We start from the raw sequence: 19,065 nt of genomic DNA, 5'->3' as shown, positions 1-19,065 counted from the left end.
AAAGGTCGACTAATACGAAGGACTGGACCGGCATCGTCGGCGAAAACGCAGAGTTTAGCGAACAAACTCAAAGCTTTTGCCGAGAACCCAGACAACCTGCGGACCGATAAAAGGCTCACAGGCGTGGCCGCCAGTAAAACGGATCAGTATCCTAGCACCCTCTCGCCCGCTGACGCTAAGAACAAGCGGGCAGCCCCAAAGGTTTAAAAACGTATGAATGCTCTAGCCCGCCGCGCTGCAGGCCTGCTGTTCAGCGCAGTTTGTCTGCCCCTCTCGGCCCTGGCTGCCGATCCACAACCCACTCATGAATTCACCCTCGACAACGGCTTGAAGGTCGTCGTGCGCGAAGACCATCGGGCGCCGGTGGTGGTGTCCCAGGTCTGGTACAAGGTCGGCTCGAGCTATGAGACCCCGGGCCAGACCGGTTTGTCCCACGCCCTGGAACACATGATGTTCAAGGGCAGCGAGAAACTCGGCCCCGGCGAGGCGTCGCTGATCCTGCGCGACCTCGGCGCCGAAGAGAACGCCTTCACCAGCGATGACTTCACGGCCTACTACCAAGTGTTGGCCCGGGATCGCCTGGGCGTCGCCTTCGAACTTGAAGCCGACCGCATGGCCAACCTGAAACTCCCGGCCGACGAGTTCAGCCGCGAGATCGAGGTGATTAAAGAAGAGCGTCGCCTGCGCACCGACGACAAGCCGATGTCCAAGGCCTACGAACGCTTCAAGGCCATGGCGTACCCGGCCAGCGGCTATCACACGCCGACCATCGGCTGGATGGCTGACCTCGACCGCATGAAGGTCGAGGAACTGCGCCACTGGTACCAATCCTGGTATGTGCCGAACAACGCCACCCTGGTGGTGGTCGGCGATGTCACCCCGGATGAAGTCAAAACCCTGGCTCAGCGCTACTTCGGCCCAATCGCCAAGCGTGACGTGCCACCGGCGAAAATCCCGCTGGAACTGGCCGAGCCCGGCGAACGGCAGATTACCCTGCACGTGCAGACCCAACTGCCGAGCCTGATGCTGGCCTTCAACGTGCCGAGCCTCGCCACCGCCGAAGACAAACGTTCGGTAAACGCTCTGCGCCTGATTTCGGCCCTGCTCGACGGCGGCTACAGCGGCCGTATCCCGACGCAACTGGAACGCGGTGAAGAGCTGGTGTCCGGCGGTTCGTCGAGCTACGACGCCTACACCCGTGGCGACAGCCTGTTCACCCTGTCCGCCAGCCCGAACTCGCAAAAGAAGAAAACCATCGCCCAGGCCGAAGCCGGTCTGTGGAAGCTGCTCGAACAACTGAAAACCACCGCGCCATCCGCTGAAGAGCTGGAGCGCGTGCGCGCCCAGGTGATTGCCGGCCTGGTCTACGAGCGTGATTCGATCACCAGCCAGGCCACCGCCATCGGCCAACTGGAAACCGTCGGTTTGTCGTGGAAGCTGATGGACACCGAACTCGCCGACCTGGAAAGCGTCACCCCCGACGATATCCAGAAAGCCGCCAAGCTGTATTTCACCCGCGAACGTCTCAGCGTCGCCCATGTACTTCCACTGGAGACGACTCATGAGTGAGCGTAAAAAACCGCGCCTGGCGCTGATTGGCCTGATCCTCGTGGCATTGATCGGCTCGGCGACCGTCTACCTGTTGCGTCCCGATGAGTCCACGGCCAGCGAAGCTCTCGACAAGGCCAAGTCCAGCCAGAAGCTGCAATCCCTGGCCGAACTCGACGGCAAGGCGCCGAGCCACCGCAACATGGACGTGCAGACCTGGACCACCGCCGAAGGCGCCAAGGTGATGTTCGTCGAAGCACGGGAGCTGCCGATGTTCGACATGCGCCTGATCTTCGCCGCCGGCAGCAGCCAGGACGGCAATGCGCCGGGCCTCGCGCTGCTGACCAACGCGATGCTCAACGAAGGCGTGGCCGGTAAAGATGTCGGCGCTATCGCCCAGGGCTTCGAAGGCCTGGGTGCAGACTTCGGCAACGGTGCTTACAAAGACATGGCCGTTGCTTCGCTGCGCAGTTTGAGCGCCGCCGACAAACGTGAGCCAGCCTTGAAGCTGTTCTCCGAAGTCATCGGCAAACCGACCTTCCCTGCCGATTCGTTCGCACGGATCAAGAACCAGTTGCTCGCCGGTTTCGAATACCAGAAGCAGAACCCCGGCAAACTGGCCGGCCTGGAGCTGATGAAGCGTCTGTACGGCGATCATCCTTACGCCAACTCCAGCGATGGCACGGCGAAATCCGTTCCGGCGATCACCCTGGCGCAGCTGCGGGCCTTCCATGAGAAAGCCTACGCCGCCGGCAACGTGGTGATTGCCCTGGTCGGTGACCTGTCCCGCGCCGAAGCCGAGGCGATTGCCGCGCAAGTCTCCAGCGCCCTGCCGAAAGGCCCGGCCCTGGCGAAAATCCCGCAGCCGACCGAACCCAAGGCCAGCATCGGCCACATCGAGTTCCCGTCCAAGCAGACCAACCTGATGCTCGCGCAACTGGGCATCGACCGTGATGACCCGGACTACGCAGCACTGTCCATGGGCAACCAGATCCTCGGCGGCGGTGGCTTCGGCACCCGTCTGATGAGCGAAGTGCGCGAGAAGCGTGGCCTGGCTTACGGCGTCTACTCGGGCTTCACCCCGATGCAGGGCCGCGGCCCGTTCATGATCAACTTGCAGACCCGTGCGGAAATGAGCGAAGGCACGCTGAAGCTGGTGCAGGAGGTGCTCGCCGACTACCTCAAGACCGGCCCGACCGAGAAAGAACTCGACGACGCCAAGCGTGAACTGGCGGGCAGCTTCCCGCTGTCCACCGCCAGCAACGCCGATATCGTCGGCCAACTCGGCGCCATGGGTTTCTACAACCTGCCGCTGAGTTATCTGGAAGACTTCATGCAGCAGTCCCAGAGCCTGACCGTCGAACAAGTCAAAGCTGCACTGAACAAACATCTGAGCACGGACAAAATGGTCATCGTCAGCGCTGGCCCGACCGTGCCGCAAAAGCCGTTACCGGCCCCATCTGATAAACCCGCCGAGCAGCCGCTCGGGGTTCCGGAGCATTAATGGCCACTCGTCCTAAAAAACCTGTTCACAACGTCCACAACGGCGTGAACCAACTGCGCATCATCGGCGGTGAATGGGGCAGCCGAAAGCTGAGCTTCCCTGACGCGCCGGGCCTGCGTCCGACCCCGGACCGGGTGCGTGAAACCTTGTTCAACTGGCTCGCGCCGTATATCGCCGGGGCCAAGGTGCTCGACCCGTTCGCCGGCAGCGGCGCGCTGTTCCTTGAAGCCCTGTCCCGTGGCGCGGCCATGGGCCAGGCGCTGGACGCCAGCAACATCGCGGTCTCCAGCATCAAGGAACACCTCGGCACCCTGCGCTGCACCACCGGCCAGGTGCAGACCGCCGACGCCTTGCGCTACCTGGAAACCCAGACCGCGACCGCCTACGACGTGGTGTTCCTCGACCCGCCGTTCAACCAGGATCTGTTACCGGGCGTTTGCGCCTTGCTCGAAGAGCGTCAGTGGCTGGCCGATGACGCCTGGGTCTACACCGAAAGCGAAAACGCACCGTCGGCACTCGGCTTGCCGGGCAACTGGCGCCTGCACCGGGAGCAGAAGTCCGGGCGCGTTTATTACGCGCTGTGGCAACGCAGCCCGCTGGCAAACTGATCAATCCGTAGCGTGAAACAAGGCATGCAGTGCGGTAGCTAATTACCGCCAATGGCCTCATCCGATTTGCCACAGTGGTTTACGCCATTTCCGTAAACCACTGAGGATGAACACGGATGAACATCGCTCGCAGCAGGATGCTGCTCTTTTCCTGGCTACTGCCCTTCTCGGCGCTGGCCGAACCCGCACAACCGACCCACGAATTCACGCTGGATAACGGCTTGAAAGTGGTCGTGCGTGAGGACCATCGCGCGCCGGTAGTGACCTCGCAACTCTGGTTCAAGGTCGGCTCCAGCGATGAACCGCCGGGGCAATCCGGCCTGTCCCATGCCCTGGAGCACATGCTCTACAAAGGCAGCAGCAAAACCTGCGTCGGTGAAGCATCCGCCATTCTGGATAAGCTGGGCGCGTCCCATAACGCCTTTACCGATAAAGACGTCACGACGTTTTACCAGACCTTGCAGCCTCACCAGTTGGCTGTCGCCTTCGAGTTGACGGCCGACATGATGTCCACCGCGCGACTGCGAGCCGAGGATTTCATTCCGGAACTGGCGGTCATCCGGGAAGAACGCCGGCTGCGGGTCGACGATGAACCGGACTCAATCGCACAAGAACGCCTCATGCGCATTGCCCACCCTGCCAGCAGCAATGGCGCGCCGATCATTGGCTGGATGCATGACCTGCAACGCCTGAACGCCGAGGAACTGCGTCACTGGTATCAGACTCGTTATGCCCCCGGTAACGCCACGCTGGTGATTGTCGGTGACGTTACGCTGGAGAAGGTCAAGACCCTGGCCGAGCGCTATTTCGGCGCCCTCCCGGCCAAGCCATTTGTCGCCGCAAAAACATCGCTGGAACTGGCCGAACCTGGCGAGCGGAAGATCACCTTGCGCCAGGCGATTTCTGCGCCGCGACTGATCATGGCGTTCAACGTGCCGAGCCTGGCTACCGCCGAAAACCGTCGAACGGTGCATGCCTTAAGGCTGCTCAACACCTTGCTGGCCGGCTCGAACAGCGCACGCCTGAGTAAACGCCTGCAATTTGCCGAACGGCTGTTTTCCAGCACCTCATCGGAATACAACGCCCTGTATCGCGGCGACAGCCTTTTTACCCTCAACGCCCACCTCAACTCCCAGAGTGCCGTCAGCCTCGATCAGGCCCAATCCCGGATCTGGGAATTGCTCGACGAACTCAAGGCCACACCGCCGGACCCCGTCGAACTGGAGCGCGCCCGCACCCATTTGATCGCCCGGCAAATCTACGATCGCGACGGCATCGAGCACCAGGCAGACCAACTCGGAGCACTGGAAAGCATCGGCCTGTCGTGGCGACTGATGGACGAGGATGCCGATGAATTGAATCAGGTGACGCCCGAAGATATTCAACGCGTCGCGCAGACCTACCTGACCCGCCAACGCCTGAGCACCGCCCATGTCCTCGTGGAGAAAACCCATGAATAAGTTCACCGGCCTGACCCTGTGCCTGCTGCTCAATGGCCTGCAAGGTTGCCTGGCCTTTGCCGACACCGAGCCGAAACCATCGGCCGTTACTCCGTCACCACGCCTGCAATCGCTGGCGGAGCTGAACGAAAACGCCGCCACCTCACGCAACCTGAAAATCCACGGCTGGAAATCGCCGGTCGGCGGCAAGGTACTGTTTATCCGTACCCCCGAGCTGCCGATGTTCGATCTGCATGTCAGCTTCCCCGCCGGCAGCCTGCGCGATGGCGCACATCCCGGGCTGGCGGCAGCGACGTTCAGCCTGCTTAACGAAGGCGTGCCGGGCAAGGATCTGTCAGCGATCACCGAAACCTTTGATGGCCTTGGCGCAAAATTCGATATGAAGATCAAGCAGGACCGGGCATCGCTGTCGCTGCGCAGCCTGACGGCCATCGAACAGCGGGATCCGGCGTTGCAACTGTTCACCCAAATACTTGGCCAGCCTCTGCTGAGCCATGACGCGCTGGTCAATGTCAAAAGCGAGTTGATCGAAATCCTCAAGACCCAACAGCAGAATCCCGAATTACAAATCAGCCAGGCGATGAATGAGCTGCTCGTGCCCGGTCACCCTTACGCCCAGCCGGTCTTCGGCACGGAAAAAAGCGTGACGGCGCTCTCTCGGGAGCAGGTCCAGGCGTTTCATCGGCAAGCCTATAGCGCGGCGGATGTGTTGATTACATTGGTCGGCGACCTGACGCAGGAACAAGCCCAGGCGATCAGTCTGCAGGTGGTCAACGCGTTGCCGACGGCCGTTGAAATGCCTGCATTGCCAGCAACCCTGCGGCGCCAGGGCGATGCTCCGTCACGGCATATCGAGCGGGCCCTGAGCCAGACGCAGATTATGCTGGGGCAGCTTGGTGTGGAACGCCAGCATCCCGATTACACGGCGCTGACAGTGGGCCACATGATCTTCGGCGGGCAAAAAGTCTCGTCCCGGCTGATGACGGAACTGCGAGAAAAACGCGGACTGACCTACGTGGTGCAACTGAAAAATACACTCTGGCAGGGGGGCAGCGCCGCCGTCATCAGCCTGAAAACGAGCCCGTCGTTCAGCGAAGGCGCCGTGCAGCAGGTGCAGTCGATGTACCGCGACTACTTGCAAACGGGCCCGACCCAGCAGGAACTCGACGATACCCTGCGCCAATTGCGCAGCAACGCCGCGTTGAACAGCGCCAGCAACTCACAGATCCTGGCCCGGCTGGTCGATATCAACCAACATAGCTTGCCCCTCGACCTGGATTTTTCAGTCGAGCAAGCTCAGGGGCTGACCGTCGCTCAAGTCAAGGACGCCTTGAACAGGCACTTTGACCCGGACCAATGGTCGGTGGTGACCGTGGGCCCTACCGTCGAGCAACAGCCTTTACCGTTGCCGGCCGATGACGTGCCGCAGAGCATGTGTCGCGCCGAGACGGGGATTGTGGCAAGTTAGTTTCTTTGGACATTGGCGCCAGGACTACGCTTTTTCAGCCCTGGCGCCGACTGTTTTACTTTTCAGAGAAACATCGTGCTCCCGCCTAGCGAACGCTTCACCCCGGCCATTGGCCTTGGCAACCCGCACTTGCAAACCTTGTGGGGCCCGCTGTGGCGTAAAACCACACATATCGACCGCACGCGCGAACGGCTTTGGCTCGATGATGGCGACTTCCTTGATCTCGACTGGCACGGGCCGCACACCGCCGACGCACCCTTGGTGCTGGTGTTGCACGGGCTGACCGGCTCGTCGAACTCGCCCTATGTCGCCGGCCTGCAAAAGGTCCTCGGTGATCAAGGGTGGGCCAGCGTTGCGCTGAACTGGCGCGGTTGCTCCGGCGAGCCGAATCTGTTGCCGCGCAGCTACCATTCCGGCGCCAGTGAAGACCTGGCCGAAGCCATCAGACACCTGAAGGCCCAGCGCCCGCTCGCGCCGTTGTATGCGGTTGGCTATTCCCTGGGCGGCAATGTGTTGCTCAAGCACTTGGGCGAGACCGGCAGTGACAGCGGCGTGCTGGGCGCCGTGGCGGTGTCGGTACCGTTCCGCCTTGATCAGTGCGCCGACCGGATCGGCCAGGGATTTTCCAAGGTCTATCAGGCGCACTTCATGCGCGAGATGGTGGCCTACATCAAGAACAAACAGCGCCAGTTCCAGCACGACGGACGCGAGGATGGCCTGGCCGCCTTGGCCGCCTTGGGCTCGCTGGAAAACATGCGCACGTTCTGGGATTTCGATGGCCGGGTCACCGCGCCACTGAACGGTTTCGTCGATGCCGAGGATTATTATCGCCGCGCGTCGAGCCGTTACTTCCTGGGTGAAATTCGCACACCAACCCTGATCATCCAGGCGGCTGACGATCCGTTCGTGTTCCCTCACAGCTTGCCCGACGCCAGCGAGTTGTCGGCTTGTACTCAATTCGAATTGCAGGCCAAAGGTGGGCATGTCGGCTTCGTCGATGGTTCGTTCAGGCAACCGGGCTACTACCTGGAAAGGCGCATCCCGCAATGGCTGACTTTCGCGGGGCGCGAGTAAGGTCATGGGCAGCGATCAGGGCGAGTCGATCCGGTTCTGGCAAACGGCGCCGTTGGCCGGGGTCGAGCTGTTGTCCGCGCGTTACATCGAACACCGCTTTGCGCCCCATGTGCATGACGGCTATGTCATCGGCATGATCATGGCCGGCGCCCAGCGCTACCGATATCGCGGCGCTGAACACCTGGCGGCGAGCGGCACACTGGTATTAATCAACCCGGATGAACTGCACACCGGCCATAAAGGCACGGAATACGGTTGGTTGTACCGAGCGTTTTATCCCGACAGCGGGCAGATTCTTTCACTGCTGGCCGAGCTGGAAATACCGACCAGCGATTTGCCGGCGTTTGGCGCCACGCTGTATCGCGATCCGGATCTGGTGAAGGGTTTCTGTCAATTGCATCGCTTGCTGGAGAGCCCGTCCACGGCGCTGCAACAGCAAACGGTCTGGCGGGAAATGATGCTGTCGCTGCTGCAACGCCACGCCGCCGTGCCGATTGCCGGCAAACCCGGCAAGGAGCATCGGGCGGTGACCTTGGCCAAGGACCTGCTGCAATCGCAATTGGCGGCGCCGCCTTCGCTGGAAGAACTCGCGGCCGCGGTGAACCTGTCGCCCTTCCACTTCGCTCGAGTATTCCGCCGCGCCACCGGCATGCCGCCGCACACCTGGCTGATGCAGCAACGCATCGCACGGGCGCGGGCTTTGTTACAGGGTGGTTGTCTGCCGCTGGAAGTTGCCACGCAACTGGGGTTTGCCGATCAGAGTCATCTGAGCCGGCAGTTCAAGCAGGTTTACGGGGTTGGGCCAGGCGCATATCGCAGTGCTCGGACACCACTCAGGAATTAAGGGCTTGCGCAGGCCCAATAATGTAGGAGCGAGGCTTGCCCGCGAAGGCGTCGTGTCAGTCGATGACGATGGCGGCTGATACGACGCCTTCGCGGGCAAGCCTCGCTCCTACAAGGGATATGGCGTTATTCGCCGGTAGCGATGCCCCGCGCCGGCTGATTAATCCACTCGCTCCAAGACCCCGCATACAACGACGCCAACGGATAACCCGCCAGGCACAACGCAAACAGGTTGTGGCAAGCCGTCACGCCGGAACCGCAATACGCCACCAGCTCGGTCGGCGAGCGATCACCGAGTTTCGCGGCAAATCGTTGTTTGAGCTGATCGACCGGGAGGAAGCGCCCGTCACTGCCCAGGTTCTCGGTGAACGCCGCGCATTGCGCGCCGGGGATGTGGCCGGCAATCGGGTCGATCGGTTCCACTTCGCCCTTGAAGCGCGGCAAGGCGCGGGCGTCGAGCAGAGTCAACGCGGGTTGGCCGAGACGTTGCTGGAGTTGTTCGGCGCTGAGTAACAACGAAGCATCCGGTGTACCGCTGAAGGTGCCACGCAGTACCGAAGGCGCATCAAGACTCAAGGGCAACCCTGCCGCGTGCCAGGCCTTGAGCCCGCCGTCGAGGATGAACACGCCATCGCGCTTACCCAGCCAGGCCAGCAACCACCAGGCCCGCGCCGCGTAGGCACCGGGACCGTCGTCGTACAGAACCACTTCGCTGTCAGCGTTGATGCCCCAGGCTTGCAGGCGTTCGATCAGGTCTTCGGGTTCAGGCAGCGGATGACGCCCGGTGACGCCCTTGATGACCGTCCCGCTGAGATCACGCTCCAGATCGGCAAAGCTCGACCCGGCGATATGCCCTTCGGCATAGCTGCGCTGGCCGTAGTCCGGGTCTTCGAGAGCAAAACGACAATCCAGGATCACCAGCCCCGGCTGCTCCTTCTTCAGGTCCAGTGCTTGCGGGCTGATCAGTTGCGCAATGGGCATAACGGGCTCCTGTATTTAAGTCGGTGTCTGATCCTACTGCACTTCTTCCAGGGCTTGGGCCAGTGGCACGTAAAACTCTTCGAACAAGGCATTCACTGCGTCGCGTGACTGATCCGTGACGAACCCGGCCTCCAGCACCAGCACCTGATACACGCCGCGTTTAATCGCTTGCTCGCTCAGGTGATTGGAGTTTTCCCGCGTGGTGCACAGGAAACGCACCCAGGACGTGAGGATGATCCAGGCATTAAGCGTCAGGGATTCGATCTGCACGCGGTCCATGTTGAGGATGCCGGCCGCGACGAACCCTTCGTAGATGGCGCTGCCCTGAATCACGCAGCGCTGGGAAAAGCGCCGGTAACGGGCGGCCAGTTCCGGATCGCTGTCGAGCAGATGTTCGAGGTCGCGGTGCAAAAAACGGTAGCGCCACATCGCCGACAGCAGTTCCTGAAGGTAGTAGCGCTTGTCCTCCACCGTGGCGGCACGGCCCTGGGGCGGGCGCAGGAAGCTATCCACGAGGGTTTCGTACTCACTGAACAACACGGCGATGATCGCCTGCTTGTTGGGGAAGTGGTAGTACAGGTTGCCCGGGGAAATTTCCATATGGGCAGCTATGTGGTTGGTGCTGATGCTGCGCTCGCCCTGCTGATTGAACAGCTCCAGGCTGTTCTGCACGATGCGCTCGCTGGTTTTGATCCTGGGGGCCATGGCTTGAGCTTTAATTCAGAGTGCGGTGACGGAGCATCTTACGGCCTATCCGGCGGTGGATAAAACAATGCTGCATCAGGAAGTCATTTGACTTTATAGAGCATAGACTCTAAAAAGTTCCTCATTACAATAAATCCGGAGCCGACGATGACTGCCGACATTGCCTACCTGCAGAACCTACAGCAGCCTTTGGACGAGCTCCAGACTTTGTTCGATGCGCAACGGGCCGCTTACGCCGCCAACCCGATGCCGCCGGCTGCTCAACGCCAGCAATGGCTCAAGGCATTGCGCGATCTCTTGAGCAATGAGCGCCAAGCCCTGATCGATGCGATCAGCCAGGATTTCAGCCATCGCAGCGCCGATGAAACCCTGCTCGCCGAGCTGATGCCCAGCCTGCACGGCATTCATTACGCCAGCCAGCACCTCAAAGGCTGGATGAAACCATCGCGGCGCAAGGTCGGTATCGCCTTTCAACCCGCTTCAGCCAAAGTCGTTTACCAGCCATTGGGCGTAGTCGGCGTGATCGTGCCCTGGAATTACCCGTTGTACCTGGCCATCGGCCCGCTGGTGGGCGCGTTGTCGGCGGGTAATCGGGTGATGCTCAAACTCAGCGAATCCACGCCCGCCACCGGTTTGTTGCTCAAGGCATTGCTCGCGCGGATCTTCCCGGCGGATCTGGTCTGCGTGGTGCTGGGCGAGGCTGATGTCGGCGTCGCGTTCTCCCGCCTGCGTTTCGATCACTTGTTGTTCACCGGCGCCACCAGCATCGGCAAACACGTGATGCGCGCGGCGGCCGAAAACCTGACCCCGGTGACCCTCGAACTGGGCGGCAAGTCCCCGGCCATCGTCTCCCGGGACGTGCCGCTCAAGGACGCCGCCGAACGCATCGCTTTCGGCAAGACTCTCAACGCCGGGCAAACCTGCGTGGCCCCGGACTACGTGCTGGTGCCGGAAGATCGTATCGGCGCCTTCGTCGAAGCTTATCGCCAGGCGGTTCGCGGGTTTTATCCGACACTCGCTGACAACCCGGACTACACCGCGATCATCAATGACCGACAACTGGCGCGGCTCAACGGCTACCTCAGCGATGCCACCAGCAAGGGCGCGCTGCTGATTCCGCTGTTCGACCAAGGCCAGGGGCGGCGCATGGGCCATAGCCTGCTGCTCAATGTCAGCGACGACATGACGGTGATGCAGGACGAAATCTTCGGCCCGCTGCTGCCGATCGTGCCGTACACCGACCTGGACCAGGCGTTTGCCTACATCAACCAACGCCCTCGTCCGTTGGCGCTGTACTACTTCGGCTATGACAAGCGCGAGCAGAACCGCGTGCTCCACGAAACCCATTCCGGCGGCGTGTGCCTCAACGACACGTTGCTGCACGTGGCCCAGGACGACATGCCGTTCGGCGGCATCGGCGCCTCGGGCATGGGCCATTACCACGGCCACGAAGGCTTCCTGACCTTCAGCAAGGCCAAGGGTGTGCTGATCAAGCAGCGCTTCAACGCGGCGAAGCTGATTTACCCGCCGTACGGCAAGTCCATCCAGAAGCTGATTCAGAAGCTGTTTATCCGCTAACAATCATCACCGCCGGGTAATAACAATAATGAACCCAAGCCTGTCCGCTACACCCGCGCTGTCACGGCGCGGCCTGCTGAAATTCAGCCTGGGCGCCAGCGCCTTCCTTGCCACCGCCGGGTTGGGGGCCAGCCTCAGCGGCTGCTCGTCGAGTATTGCGGCCAATGGTTTTGCGATTCTGCGCAGCGGCGACCTGCTGTTTTTGCGCGCCCTCATCCCAGTGATGCTCGACGGCGCCGTGGCCACTGGGCATATGCCGGCGGCCGTCGATGGCACCCTGAAAACCCTGGATAACAGCCTCAATCACCTGTCGCCGGAAATGCTCAAACTGACGCAACAGTTGTTCGATGTGCTCGGCATGGCCGTGACCCGTGGGCCGCTGACCGGGATCTGGGGCAGTTGGGAAAATGCTTCCGCCGATGAGATCCGGCACTTCCTCGACCGTTGGGAAAACAGCTCGTTGAGCCTGCTGCGCATGGGTCACAGCTCATTGCTGCAACTGGTGATGATGGCGTGGTACAGCCGGGCCGAGTCCTGGGCGCATTGCGGGTATCCGGGGCCGCCTACCGTTTGAGAATTGCGGCGACGCCACACCACCGAATCCAAAATAAGAAGAGAACCCGAACATGCCTGTACCCGATCCGTTCCGCGAAGGCCTGGCCCGCGGCTGGAAAACCTACAACGGCGCGCAACTGACAGAAGACCTGACTCTGGAAGCGGACGTGGCGATCATCGGCAGCGGTGCCGGCGGTGGCACCACGGCGGAAATCCTCAGTGCCGCTGGCTACAAGGTGTTGCTGATCGAAGAAGGCCCGCTCAAGACCAGCAGCGACTTCAAGATGCTCGAAGACCAGGCCTACGCCAGCCTCTACCAGGAAGGCATCGGCCGCATGAGCAAGGACGGCGCGATCACCATTCTCCAGGGCCGGGCGGTGGGCGGCACCACGCTGATCAACTGGACCTCGAGTTTCCGCACCCCGGACCCGACCCTGGAACACTGGGCCAAAGAGCACAACGTCAAAGGCCACAGCCCGGCCGAGATGGCGCCATGGTTCGAAAAAATGGAACAACGCCTGGGCGTCGCGCCGTGGATGGTGCCGCCCAACGCCAACAACGATGTGATTCGCAAAGGCTGCGAGCAACTCGGCTACAGCTGGCACGTGATCCCGCGCAACGTGCGCGGCTGCTGGAACCTCGGTTACTGCGGCATGGGCTGTCCGACTAACGCCAAACAATCGATGATGGTGACGACCATTCCGGCGACCCTGGAAAAGGGCGGCGAGCTGCTCTACCTGGCCCGCGCCGAAAAGTTGTCGATCAAGAACGGCAAGGTCACTGGCCTCAATTGCGTGGCGATGGACGAGCGCTGCGTGGCGCCGACCGGTCGCACCATCACGGTCAAGGCGCGGCATTACGTGCTGGCCGGCGGCGGGATCAACAGCCCGGCGTTACTGCTGCGTTCCGATGCGCCCGACCCGCACAAACGGCTCGGCACCCGAACCTTCCTGCATTTGGTAAACATGTCTGCCGGCCTGTTCGACGAGGTGATCAATCCGTTCTACGGTGCGCCGCAGTCGATCTACTCCGACCATTTCCAATGGCAGGACGGCACCACCGGCAAAATGTCCTACAAGCTCGAAGTCCCGCCGCTGCAACCGGCGTTGGCGGCGACCCTGCTCGGCGGCTTTGGTAAAGAAAACTCCCAGCACATGGAAAACCTGCCCCACACCCACGCCATGCTCGCGTTGCTGCGCGACGGTTTCCACCCGGACAGCCCCGGCGGCAGTGTCGAGTTGCGCGGCGATGACACGCCGGTGCTCGACTACCAGGTTTCACCCTACGCCTGGGACGGTTTGCGCCGGGCGTTCCACAGCATGGCCGAGATCCAGTTCGCCGGCGGCGCCAAAGCGGTCATGCCGATGCACGCCGATGCGCGTTACGTGAAAACCCTCGCCGAGGCTCGCACCTTGATCGATGGCTTGAGCCTTGAGCTGTATCGCACGCGGCTAGGCAGTGCTCATGTGATGGGCGGTTGCGCGATGGGTGAAGAGCCGAAAAACGCCGTGACCGACAGCCTTGGCCGGCATCATCAGATCAGTAATCTGTCGATCCACGACGGCTCGCTGTTCCCCACCAGCATTGGCGCAAACCCGCAATTGTCGGTCTACGGACTGACCGCACAACTGGCGACAGCGTTGGCCGAGCGCCTGAAAAACCCATGAAAAACCACAATATTCCCATCGTCTATAGTGCTTTCTTACCTAAAAGGCGACTTTCCCGACCGGGAAGGCTGCGATACCATCCGAGTCCCCAACGGACTTCCGCCAGGACGACGCGATGAACCGAGTGTTGTACCCAGGTACCTTCGACCCTATTACCAAGGGCCATGGCGATCTGGTCGAACGCGCCGCGCGCCTGTTCGATCATGTGATCATTGCCGTCGCTGCCAGCCCGAAGAAAAACCCGTTGTTTCCCCTGGAACAGCGTGTGGAGCTGGCCCGCGAGGTCACTAAACATCTGCCCAACGTTGAAGTCGTCGGCTTCTCGACGCTGCTGGCGCACTTTGCCAAAGAGAAGAACGCCAACGTGTTCCTGCGTGGTTTGCGCGCGGTGTCGGACTTCGAATACGAATTCCAGCTGGCCAACATGAACCGCCAGTTGGCGCCGGATGTGGAAAGCCTGTTTCTTACACCGTCCGAGCGTTATTCGTTTATTTCCTCGACGCTGGTGCGTGAAATCGCCGCCTTGGGCGGCGATATCACCAAGTTTGTCCACCCGGCGGTGGCGGACGCCCTGACCGAACGCTTCAAGAAGTAACGACCGCTCAAGCGGCGCCCGCGTGCACTGCGGGCGCCAATGCGGCACAATTGCGCGCATTGGTTTATTGCGCCCGGGCCTGCCGCCCCGGCTGGAGTTAGCATGTCCCTGATCATCACCGACGATTGCATCAACTGCGACGTCTGCGAACCCGAGTGCCCGAACGCCGCCATTTCCCAGGGCGAAGAGATCTACGTGATCGACCCGAACCTGTGCACTCAATGTGTCGGCCACTACGACGAGCCGCAGTGCCAGCAGGTCTGCCCGGTGGATTGCATTCCGCTGGACGAGGCCCATCCGGAGACTGAAGAGCAGTTGATGGCGAAGTATCGGGTCATTACCGGTAAGGCTTGAGGCTTTTGGCGTCTGTGAGGGCGCCTTCGCGGGCAAGCCTCGCTCCTACAGGTCTTGCGCCAATCATGAATTAACGCGAACCCTGTAGGAGCGAGGCTTGCCCGCGAAGCTTTTAAAGCTTCACTCCCGCTGCTCAAACCCTTCCCCGATACACCCCAGGCACCGCACAAACGCGGCTTTCGCCGGATCGACCACCAACGCCTGTCCCGCATCGCCCACACCGCCACCCAGCGCGGTAAATGGCAACGACACCACAAACACCCCCGCCCCGATCACCGTCGCCGCGACCAGCAAAGGACGAGCAATCAGCAAATCGCCGATCATGGCGTAGGCCGGTGGGTTCTGGATGGTGTAACGGGGGTCGCCGCTGCCGTTTTCAGCCGCCAGCGCGGGCAGGCCGGCGCTCAACAGCAAAACAACGACAAAGGTTCGAAACGCATTCATGGCACGGTCCTTCGGCTAGGCAGTGAGAACACTGACTATAGACCGTCGCACGTATCAGCTCTGGCAGCGTGGGCAAAACACGCTGGCGCGCTGGCCCAGCTTCACATCGCGCAACTCGGTACCACAGACTTTGCACGGCTCGCTGCCACGGCCGTAGACGAACAGTTCCTGCTGGAAATAGCCCGGCTGGCCGTCGCCGCCGATAAAGTCGCGCAACGTGGTACCACCACGTTCGATGGCGTGGGCGAGGATGCGTTTGATCTCGATCGCCAATTTCAGATAACGCGCCCGGGAAATGCTCTTGGCTTCACGGCGCGGGTCGATGCCGGCGGCGAACAACGCTTCCGTCGCGTAAATATTGCCGACGCCCACCACCACCGCGTTGTCCATGATGAACGGCTTGACCGCCATGGAGCGATTACGCGATTGCTGGAACAAACGCTCGCCGTCGAACAGGTCGGTCAAGGGCTCCGGCCCCAGGCGAATCAACAATTCGTGATTGAGCGGGTCGAGGCTCCAGAGCATCGCGCCAAACCGACGCGGGTCGGTGTAACGCAGGGCCAGGCCGGATTCCAGTTCGATATCCACATGCTCATGCTTGGCCGCCGGCGAGCCGACTTCCACCAGCCGCAGATTGCCCGACATGCCCAAATGACTGATCAGCGTGCCAACTTCGGCGTTGATCAACAGGTACTTGGCGCGGCGCTCAACCAGCACGATGCGCTGGCCGGACAGGCGCACATCCAGGTCTTCGGGAATCGGCCAGCGCAGCCGACGGTCACGCACGATGACCCGGCTGACGCGCTGGCCTTCCAGATGCGGGGCGATGCCCCGGCGGGTGGTTTCGACTTCCGGCAGTTCAGGCATGGTGCTCTCGAATCAGGCGCTTTTAATCATGAAGACCGGGGCCTCAGTGATGAGTGCCGAGGTCACGAATCGTTTGCTTGAGGGTCTCGAAATCGTAATCCGACAGGCCGACATAATCGAGCACCAACGGCCCGACGCTGTTCCACTCGTGGTCTTCGTTCTGATTGCCCAACACCCGATAGGACGCGCAAATGTGCTCGGCCATTTTCAGGATCGACAGCAGGTTTTTCATCTGCGTGTTGCGCGAGGATTCATCGGTGAAGATCGCCAAAGCGTTGTGGTGATTGGCGATGGCAGCGCTGATGTGTTCCGGCAGTCGCCAGGACTTGGCGGTGTAGTAGCCGACTACGGCGTGGTTGGTGTTGAACACGCGGTTTTCGGTGTCTACTACCCGGTTTTCGGCGCTGGCGTCGGCGTAGGCCAGTTCCAGGGTCTTCATGTAATCGGGGAAGCGCTTGAGCATCAGCGGCACGCCGCAGTCGTGGAACAGGCCCAACGCATAAGCCTCGTCGCCCGCCTGGGAGCCGATGCGCTTGGCCAGGGTCAGGCAGGTCATCGCCACATCCTGAGCCGTGTCCCAGAAGCGGTTGAGGGTGACGATGGTGTCGTCGTTCATCTCGCCCTTGATCGACTGCGCGTTGATCAGGTTGATGATCGAGCGGCTGCCCAGCAGGTTCACCGCACGCTGGATCGAGGCGATCTTGTTACTCAAGCCGTAATACGGCGAGTTGACGATTTTCAGCAACGCCCCGGAGAGGCCCGGGTCCTGGGAAATCAGCTTCGCGATCACTTCCAGGTCCGGGTCGGGCATGTACTGCTCCATCTGCAGATCCACCATGATCTGCGGCTGGGCCGGCACGCTGATGCCTTGCAGGGACTGTTGAATCTGTTCGGAACTGAGCTCTTGGGACATAAGTACACACTCTGGGACAGGCGCCGATTCTAACCCTTATAAAGTTGGATCCGACACCCTGGCCGGTCTTTCGGACAAAGTTTCATGTCGACGTTGCATTCGAAATCGCTTTCGCGGGCAAGCCTTGCTCCTACAGGTTTTGTGTTGGTCGCGGAAATTGCGTACGACGCAAAACCTGTAGGAGCAAGGCTTGCCCGCGAAGACGTCATAAGCGTTTCATCGCCCACCCAGCCCGCCCAAAGCCTCAACACGCTATACTCCCGCTCTTTTTTCCGGAGCGACGTCATGTCCCTGCCTAGCCTGCGCCTCAAAGCCAACGCCGACCGTCGCCTGCGAAACGGCCACTTGTGGGTCTACAGCAACGAAATCGATGTGGCCGCCACCCCGTTGCACGGCTTCAAGGCCGGTGACCAGGCGATCCTCGAAGCCGCCGGCGGCAAGCCGCTGGGCATCGTTGCCATGAGCCCGAACAACCTGATCTGCGCCCGCCTGCTGTCGCGCGACATCAAGTTGCCGCTGGACAAGTCGCTGCTGGTGCATCGCCTGAACGTCGCCCTGTCCCTGCGCGATCGCCTGTTCGACAAGCCGTTCTATCGCCTGGTCTACGGTGATTCCGACCTGTTGCCAGGCCTGGTCGTCGACCGTTTCGGCGACATCCTGGTGGTGCAGATCGCTTCGGCGACCATGGAAGCCCATAAAGATGACGTGATCGCTGCGCTGACCCAAGTGCTCAAGCCAAGCGGCATCCTGTTCAAGAACGACTCCGCCGCCCGTGACGCCGAAGGCCTCAACCGCTACGTCGAAACCGTGTTCGGCCTGGTGCCGGAGTGGGTTGCGCTGGAAGAAAACGGCGTGAAATTCGAAGCGCCGGTCATCCAGGGCCAGAAAACCGGCTGGTTCTACGACCACCGCATGAACCGCGCCCGCCTGGCGCCGTATGCCAAAGGCAAACGTGTGCTCGACCTTTATAGCTACATCGGTGGCTGGGGCGTGCAAGCGGCCGCGTTCGGCGCCAGTGAAGTGTTCTGCGTCGACTCGTCAGCTTTCGCCCTCGACGGCGTCGAGCGCAACGTCGCGCTGAACGGCGTCGCCGAGAAAATGACCTGCGTCGAAGGCGACGTGTTCGAAGCCCTGAAAGAGCTGAAAGCCAGTGAAGAGCGTTTCGACGTGATCGTGGCCGACCCACCGGCGTTCATCAAACGCAAGAAAGACATGAAGAACGGTGAAGGCGCCTACCGTCGCCTGAACGAGCAAGCCATGCGCCTGCTCAACAAGGACGGCATCCTGTTCAGCGCTTCGTGCTCGATGCACCTGCCGGAAGATGACCTGCAGAACATCCTGCTGACCAGCGCCCGCCACCTGGACCGCAACATCCAGATGCTGGAACGTGGCGGTCAGGGCCCGGATCACCCGGTGCACCCGGCCATCGCCGAAACCCGCTACATCAAGAGCATCACCTGCCGCCTGCTGCCAAACAGCTGATAACGCCGGTTAGACGGGGAGCCAACAGGCTCCCCGTTTGCTTTCTACCCCGTGAATCCTTCTATTTCTTACACTTGCCGTCCTACAGACGTGCAGGAAGTTTCCCTGCATCTTTTATTCTAAAGAATAAGACTTACAAGCACCCTTCAACCTAAAGATCGCTCCCACAAAATTACTGGATATTTCCTACTGCTTTTCCCCTTGATAAGAACTCATTACAAACTATGATTGAGTTGTCACCAAGCGGTGGCACTCACTATCACTTACAAGGAGTTCAAAACATGAAAGCAGTTACTCTGGAAACCAACAAAATCGCTAACCTGGCTTTTCTGGTTGCACCAAAAGCCCGTTAAGTAAGTGAGACGCTGGGGAGTGCCGGCTTACCCAGCGTTTTCTATGGCACAGCCCAGAGTGAAGCG

General features: G+C 61.0%; 18 protein-coding genes. 13 read left to right on the top strand and 5 right to left on the bottom strand.

Annotated elements, in window-relative coordinates:
* The first annotated feature begins 213 nt into the window (after positions 1–213).
* The 7 genes from HKK52_RS22600 (at position 214) to HKK52_RS22570 (ending at position 8,506) form a co-directional block, all read left to right on the top strand.
* Complete coding sequence (locus tag HKK52_RS22600; protein ID WP_169372656.1) at positions 214–1,569, top strand: M16 family metallopeptidase; 1,356 nt, start codon at positions 214–216, stop codon at positions 1,567–1,569.
* Positions 1,562–3,052, top strand: coding sequence for a M16 family metallopeptidase (locus HKK52_RS22595; RefSeq protein ID WP_169372655.1), 1,491 nt, complete (start codon positions 1,562–1,564; stop codon positions 3,050–3,052). Before HKK52_RS22600 ends, HKK52_RS22595 begins: the two co-directional genes overlap by 8 nt.
* Positions 3,052–3,660, top strand: coding sequence for a 16S rRNA (guanine(966)-N(2))-methyltransferase RsmD (rsmD, locus tag HKK52_RS22590; RefSeq protein ID WP_169372654.1), 609 nt, complete (start codon positions 3,052–3,054; stop codon positions 3,658–3,660). Before HKK52_RS22595 ends, rsmD begins: the two co-directional genes overlap by 1 nt.
* Positions 3,661–3,776: 116 nt before the next feature.
* Positions 3,777–5,120 carry a M16 family metallopeptidase gene (locus HKK52_RS22585; RefSeq protein WP_169372653.1) on the top strand — a complete coding sequence of 448 codons (1,344 nt, stop codon included), beginning with the start codon at positions 3,777–3,779 and terminating at the stop codon, positions 5,118–5,120.
* Entirely contained in the window at positions 5,113–6,588 is a 1,476-nt protein-coding gene (locus tag HKK52_RS22580; RefSeq protein WP_169372652.1) for a M16 family metallopeptidase, read from the top strand. Before HKK52_RS22585 ends, HKK52_RS22580 begins: the two co-directional genes overlap by 8 nt.
* Positions 6,589–6,663: 75 nt before the next feature.
* Positions 6,664–7,662: a hydrolase gene (locus tag HKK52_RS22575; RefSeq protein WP_169372651.1), complete on the top strand. Its 999-nt coding sequence runs from the start codon at positions 6,664–6,666 to the stop codon at positions 7,660–7,662.
* Positions 7,663–7,666: 4 nt separating this feature from the next.
* Complete coding sequence (locus HKK52_RS22570) at positions 7,667–8,506, top strand: AraC family transcriptional regulator (RefSeq protein WP_169372650.1); 840 nt, start codon at positions 7,667–7,669, stop codon at positions 8,504–8,506.
* A gap of 125 nt (positions 8,507–8,631) precedes the next feature.
* On the opposite strand, the gene HKK52_RS22565 is transcribed toward HKK52_RS22570, so the two are convergent.
* Both HKK52_RS22565 and HKK52_RS22560 read right to left on the bottom strand, forming a co-directional pair.
* Complete coding sequence (locus tag HKK52_RS22565) at positions 8,632–9,486, bottom strand: sulfurtransferase (RefSeq protein ID WP_169372649.1); 855 nt, start codon at positions 9,484–9,486, stop codon at positions 8,632–8,634.
* A 33-nt stretch (positions 9,487–9,519) separates the two neighbouring features.
* Positions 9,520–10,191, bottom strand: coding sequence for a TetR/AcrR family transcriptional regulator (locus tag HKK52_RS22560; RefSeq protein ID WP_169372648.1), 672 nt, complete (start codon positions 10,189–10,191; stop codon positions 9,520–9,522).
* A 147-nt stretch (positions 10,192–10,338) separates the two neighbouring features.
* On the opposite strand from HKK52_RS22560, the gene HKK52_RS22555 reads away from it, so the two are divergent.
* The 5 genes from HKK52_RS22555 (at position 10,339) to HKK52_RS22535 (ending at position 14,940) form a co-directional block, all read left to right on the top strand.
* Positions 10,339–11,769 (top strand): coniferyl aldehyde dehydrogenase, encoded by a 1,431-nt coding sequence (locus tag HKK52_RS22555; protein ID WP_169372647.1) that lies wholly within the window; start codon positions 10,339–10,341, stop codon positions 11,767–11,769.
* Positions 11,770–11,797: 28 nt separating this feature from the next.
* Positions 11,798–12,343, top strand: coding sequence for a twin-arginine translocation pathway signal protein (locus tag HKK52_RS22550; RefSeq protein WP_169372646.1), 546 nt, complete (start codon positions 11,798–11,800; stop codon positions 12,341–12,343).
* Positions 12,344–12,395: 52 nt separating this feature from the next.
* Positions 12,396–13,991: a GMC family oxidoreductase gene (locus tag HKK52_RS22545; RefSeq protein ID WP_169372645.1), complete on the top strand. Its 1,596-nt coding sequence runs from the start codon at positions 12,396–12,398 to the stop codon at positions 13,989–13,991.
* A 115-nt stretch (positions 13,992–14,106) separates the two neighbouring features.
* A complete protein-coding gene (gene coaD / locus HKK52_RS22540) occupies positions 14,107–14,586 on the top strand; it encodes a pantetheine-phosphate adenylyltransferase (RefSeq protein WP_007945531.1) in 480 nt (159 codons plus the stop codon).
* A gap of 102 nt (positions 14,587–14,688) precedes the next feature.
* The gene (locus HKK52_RS22535; RefSeq protein ID WP_048722619.1) at positions 14,689–14,940 is read left to right on the top strand and encodes a YfhL family 4Fe-4S dicluster ferredoxin; all 252 of its coding nucleotides are present in this window, start codon (positions 14,689–14,691) and stop codon (positions 14,938–14,940) included.
* Positions 14,941–15,060: 120 nt separating this feature from the next.
* Here HKK52_RS22535 and HKK52_RS22530 read toward each other — a convergent pair whose 3' ends face one another.
* From HKK52_RS22530 to HKK52_RS22520, 3 genes are read right to left on the bottom strand one after another with little or no spacing between them, the layout of a single operon-like run.
* On the bottom strand, positions 15,061–15,384 hold the full coding sequence (locus HKK52_RS22530) for a multidrug transporter (protein ID WP_169372644.1): 324 nt from the start codon (positions 15,382–15,384) through the stop codon (positions 15,061–15,063).
* Between the two features lie 54 nt (positions 15,385–15,438).
* Positions 15,439–16,251: a bifunctional DNA-formamidopyrimidine glycosylase/DNA-(apurinic or apyrimidinic site) lyase gene (gene mutM, locus HKK52_RS22525; protein ID WP_169372643.1), complete on the bottom strand. Its 813-nt coding sequence runs from the start codon at positions 16,249–16,251 to the stop codon at positions 15,439–15,441.
* A gap of 43 nt (positions 16,252–16,294) precedes the next feature.
* Positions 16,295–17,110, bottom strand: coding sequence for an HDOD domain-containing protein (locus HKK52_RS22520; protein ID WP_169374282.1), 816 nt, complete (start codon positions 17,108–17,110; stop codon positions 16,295–16,297).
* 339 nt (positions 17,111–17,449) lie between these two features.
* Here HKK52_RS22520 and HKK52_RS22515 point away from each other — a divergent pair, with 339 nt between their 5' ends.
* Entirely contained in the window at positions 17,450–18,646 is a 1,197-nt protein-coding gene (locus tag HKK52_RS22515) for a class I SAM-dependent rRNA methyltransferase (RefSeq protein WP_169372642.1), read from the top strand.
* Positions 18,647–19,065 lie beyond the last annotated feature (419 nt).

This window comes from Pseudomonas sp. ADAK2, from assembly GCF_012935755.1.
GTDB lineage: Bacteria > Pseudomonadota > Gammaproteobacteria > Pseudomonadales > Pseudomonadaceae > Aquipseudomonas.
The sequence above is the reverse complement of the archived record's forward strand: the minus strand, read 5'-3'. Positions and strand labels throughout refer to the sequence as shown.

Excerpts from the sequence above, each read along its gene's own strand:
- HKK52_RS22600 (WP_169372656.1), top strand. The coding sequence starts at position 214 with ATGAATGCTCTAGCCCGCCGCGCTGCAGGCCTGCTGTTCAGCGCAGTT.
- HKK52_RS22595 (WP_169372655.1), top strand. The coding sequence starts at position 1,562 with ATGAGTGAGCGTAAAAAACCGCGCCTGGCGCTGATTGGCCTGATCCTC.
- rsmD (WP_169372654.1), top strand. The coding sequence starts at position 3,052 with ATGGCCACTCGTCCTAAAAAACCTGTTCACAACGTCCACAACGGCGTG.
- HKK52_RS22585 (WP_169372653.1), top strand. The coding sequence starts at position 3,777 with ATGAACATCGCTCGCAGCAGGATGCTGCTCTTTTCCTGGCTACTGCCC.
- HKK52_RS22580 (WP_169372652.1), top strand. The coding sequence starts at position 5,113 with ATGAATAAGTTCACCGGCCTGACCCTGTGCCTGCTGCTCAATGGCCTG.
- HKK52_RS22570 (WP_169372650.1), top strand. The coding sequence starts at position 7,667 with ATGGGCAGCGATCAGGGCGAGTCGATCCGGTTCTGGCAAACGGCGCCG.
- HKK52_RS22565 (WP_169372649.1), bottom strand. The coding sequence starts at position 9,486 with ATGCCCATTGCGCAACTGATCAGCCCGCAAGCACTGGACCTGAAGAAG.
- HKK52_RS22560 (WP_169372648.1), bottom strand. The coding sequence starts at position 10,191 with ATGGCCCCCAGGATCAAAACCAGCGAGCGCATCGTGCAGAACAGCCTG.
- HKK52_RS22555 (WP_169372647.1), top strand. The coding sequence starts at position 10,339 with ATGACTGCCGACATTGCCTACCTGCAGAACCTACAGCAGCCTTTGGAC.
- HKK52_RS22550 (WP_169372646.1), top strand. The coding sequence starts at position 11,798 with ATGAACCCAAGCCTGTCCGCTACACCCGCGCTGTCACGGCGCGGCCTG.
- HKK52_RS22545 (WP_169372645.1), top strand. The coding sequence starts at position 12,396 with ATGCCTGTACCCGATCCGTTCCGCGAAGGCCTGGCCCGCGGCTGGAAA.
- coaD (WP_007945531.1), top strand. The coding sequence starts at position 14,107 with ATGAACCGAGTGTTGTACCCAGGTACCTTCGACCCTATTACCAAGGGC.
- HKK52_RS22535 (WP_048722619.1), top strand. The coding sequence starts at position 14,689 with ATGTCCCTGATCATCACCGACGATTGCATCAACTGCGACGTCTGCGAA.
- HKK52_RS22530 (WP_169372644.1), bottom strand. The coding sequence starts at position 15,384 with ATGAATGCGTTTCGAACCTTTGTCGTTGTTTTGCTGTTGAGCGCCGGC.
- mutM (WP_169372643.1), bottom strand. The coding sequence starts at position 16,251 with ATGCCTGAACTGCCGGAAGTCGAAACCACCCGCCGGGGCATCGCCCCG.
- HKK52_RS22515 (WP_169372642.1), top strand. The coding sequence starts at position 17,450 with ATGTCCCTGCCTAGCCTGCGCCTCAAAGCCAACGCCGACCGTCGCCTG.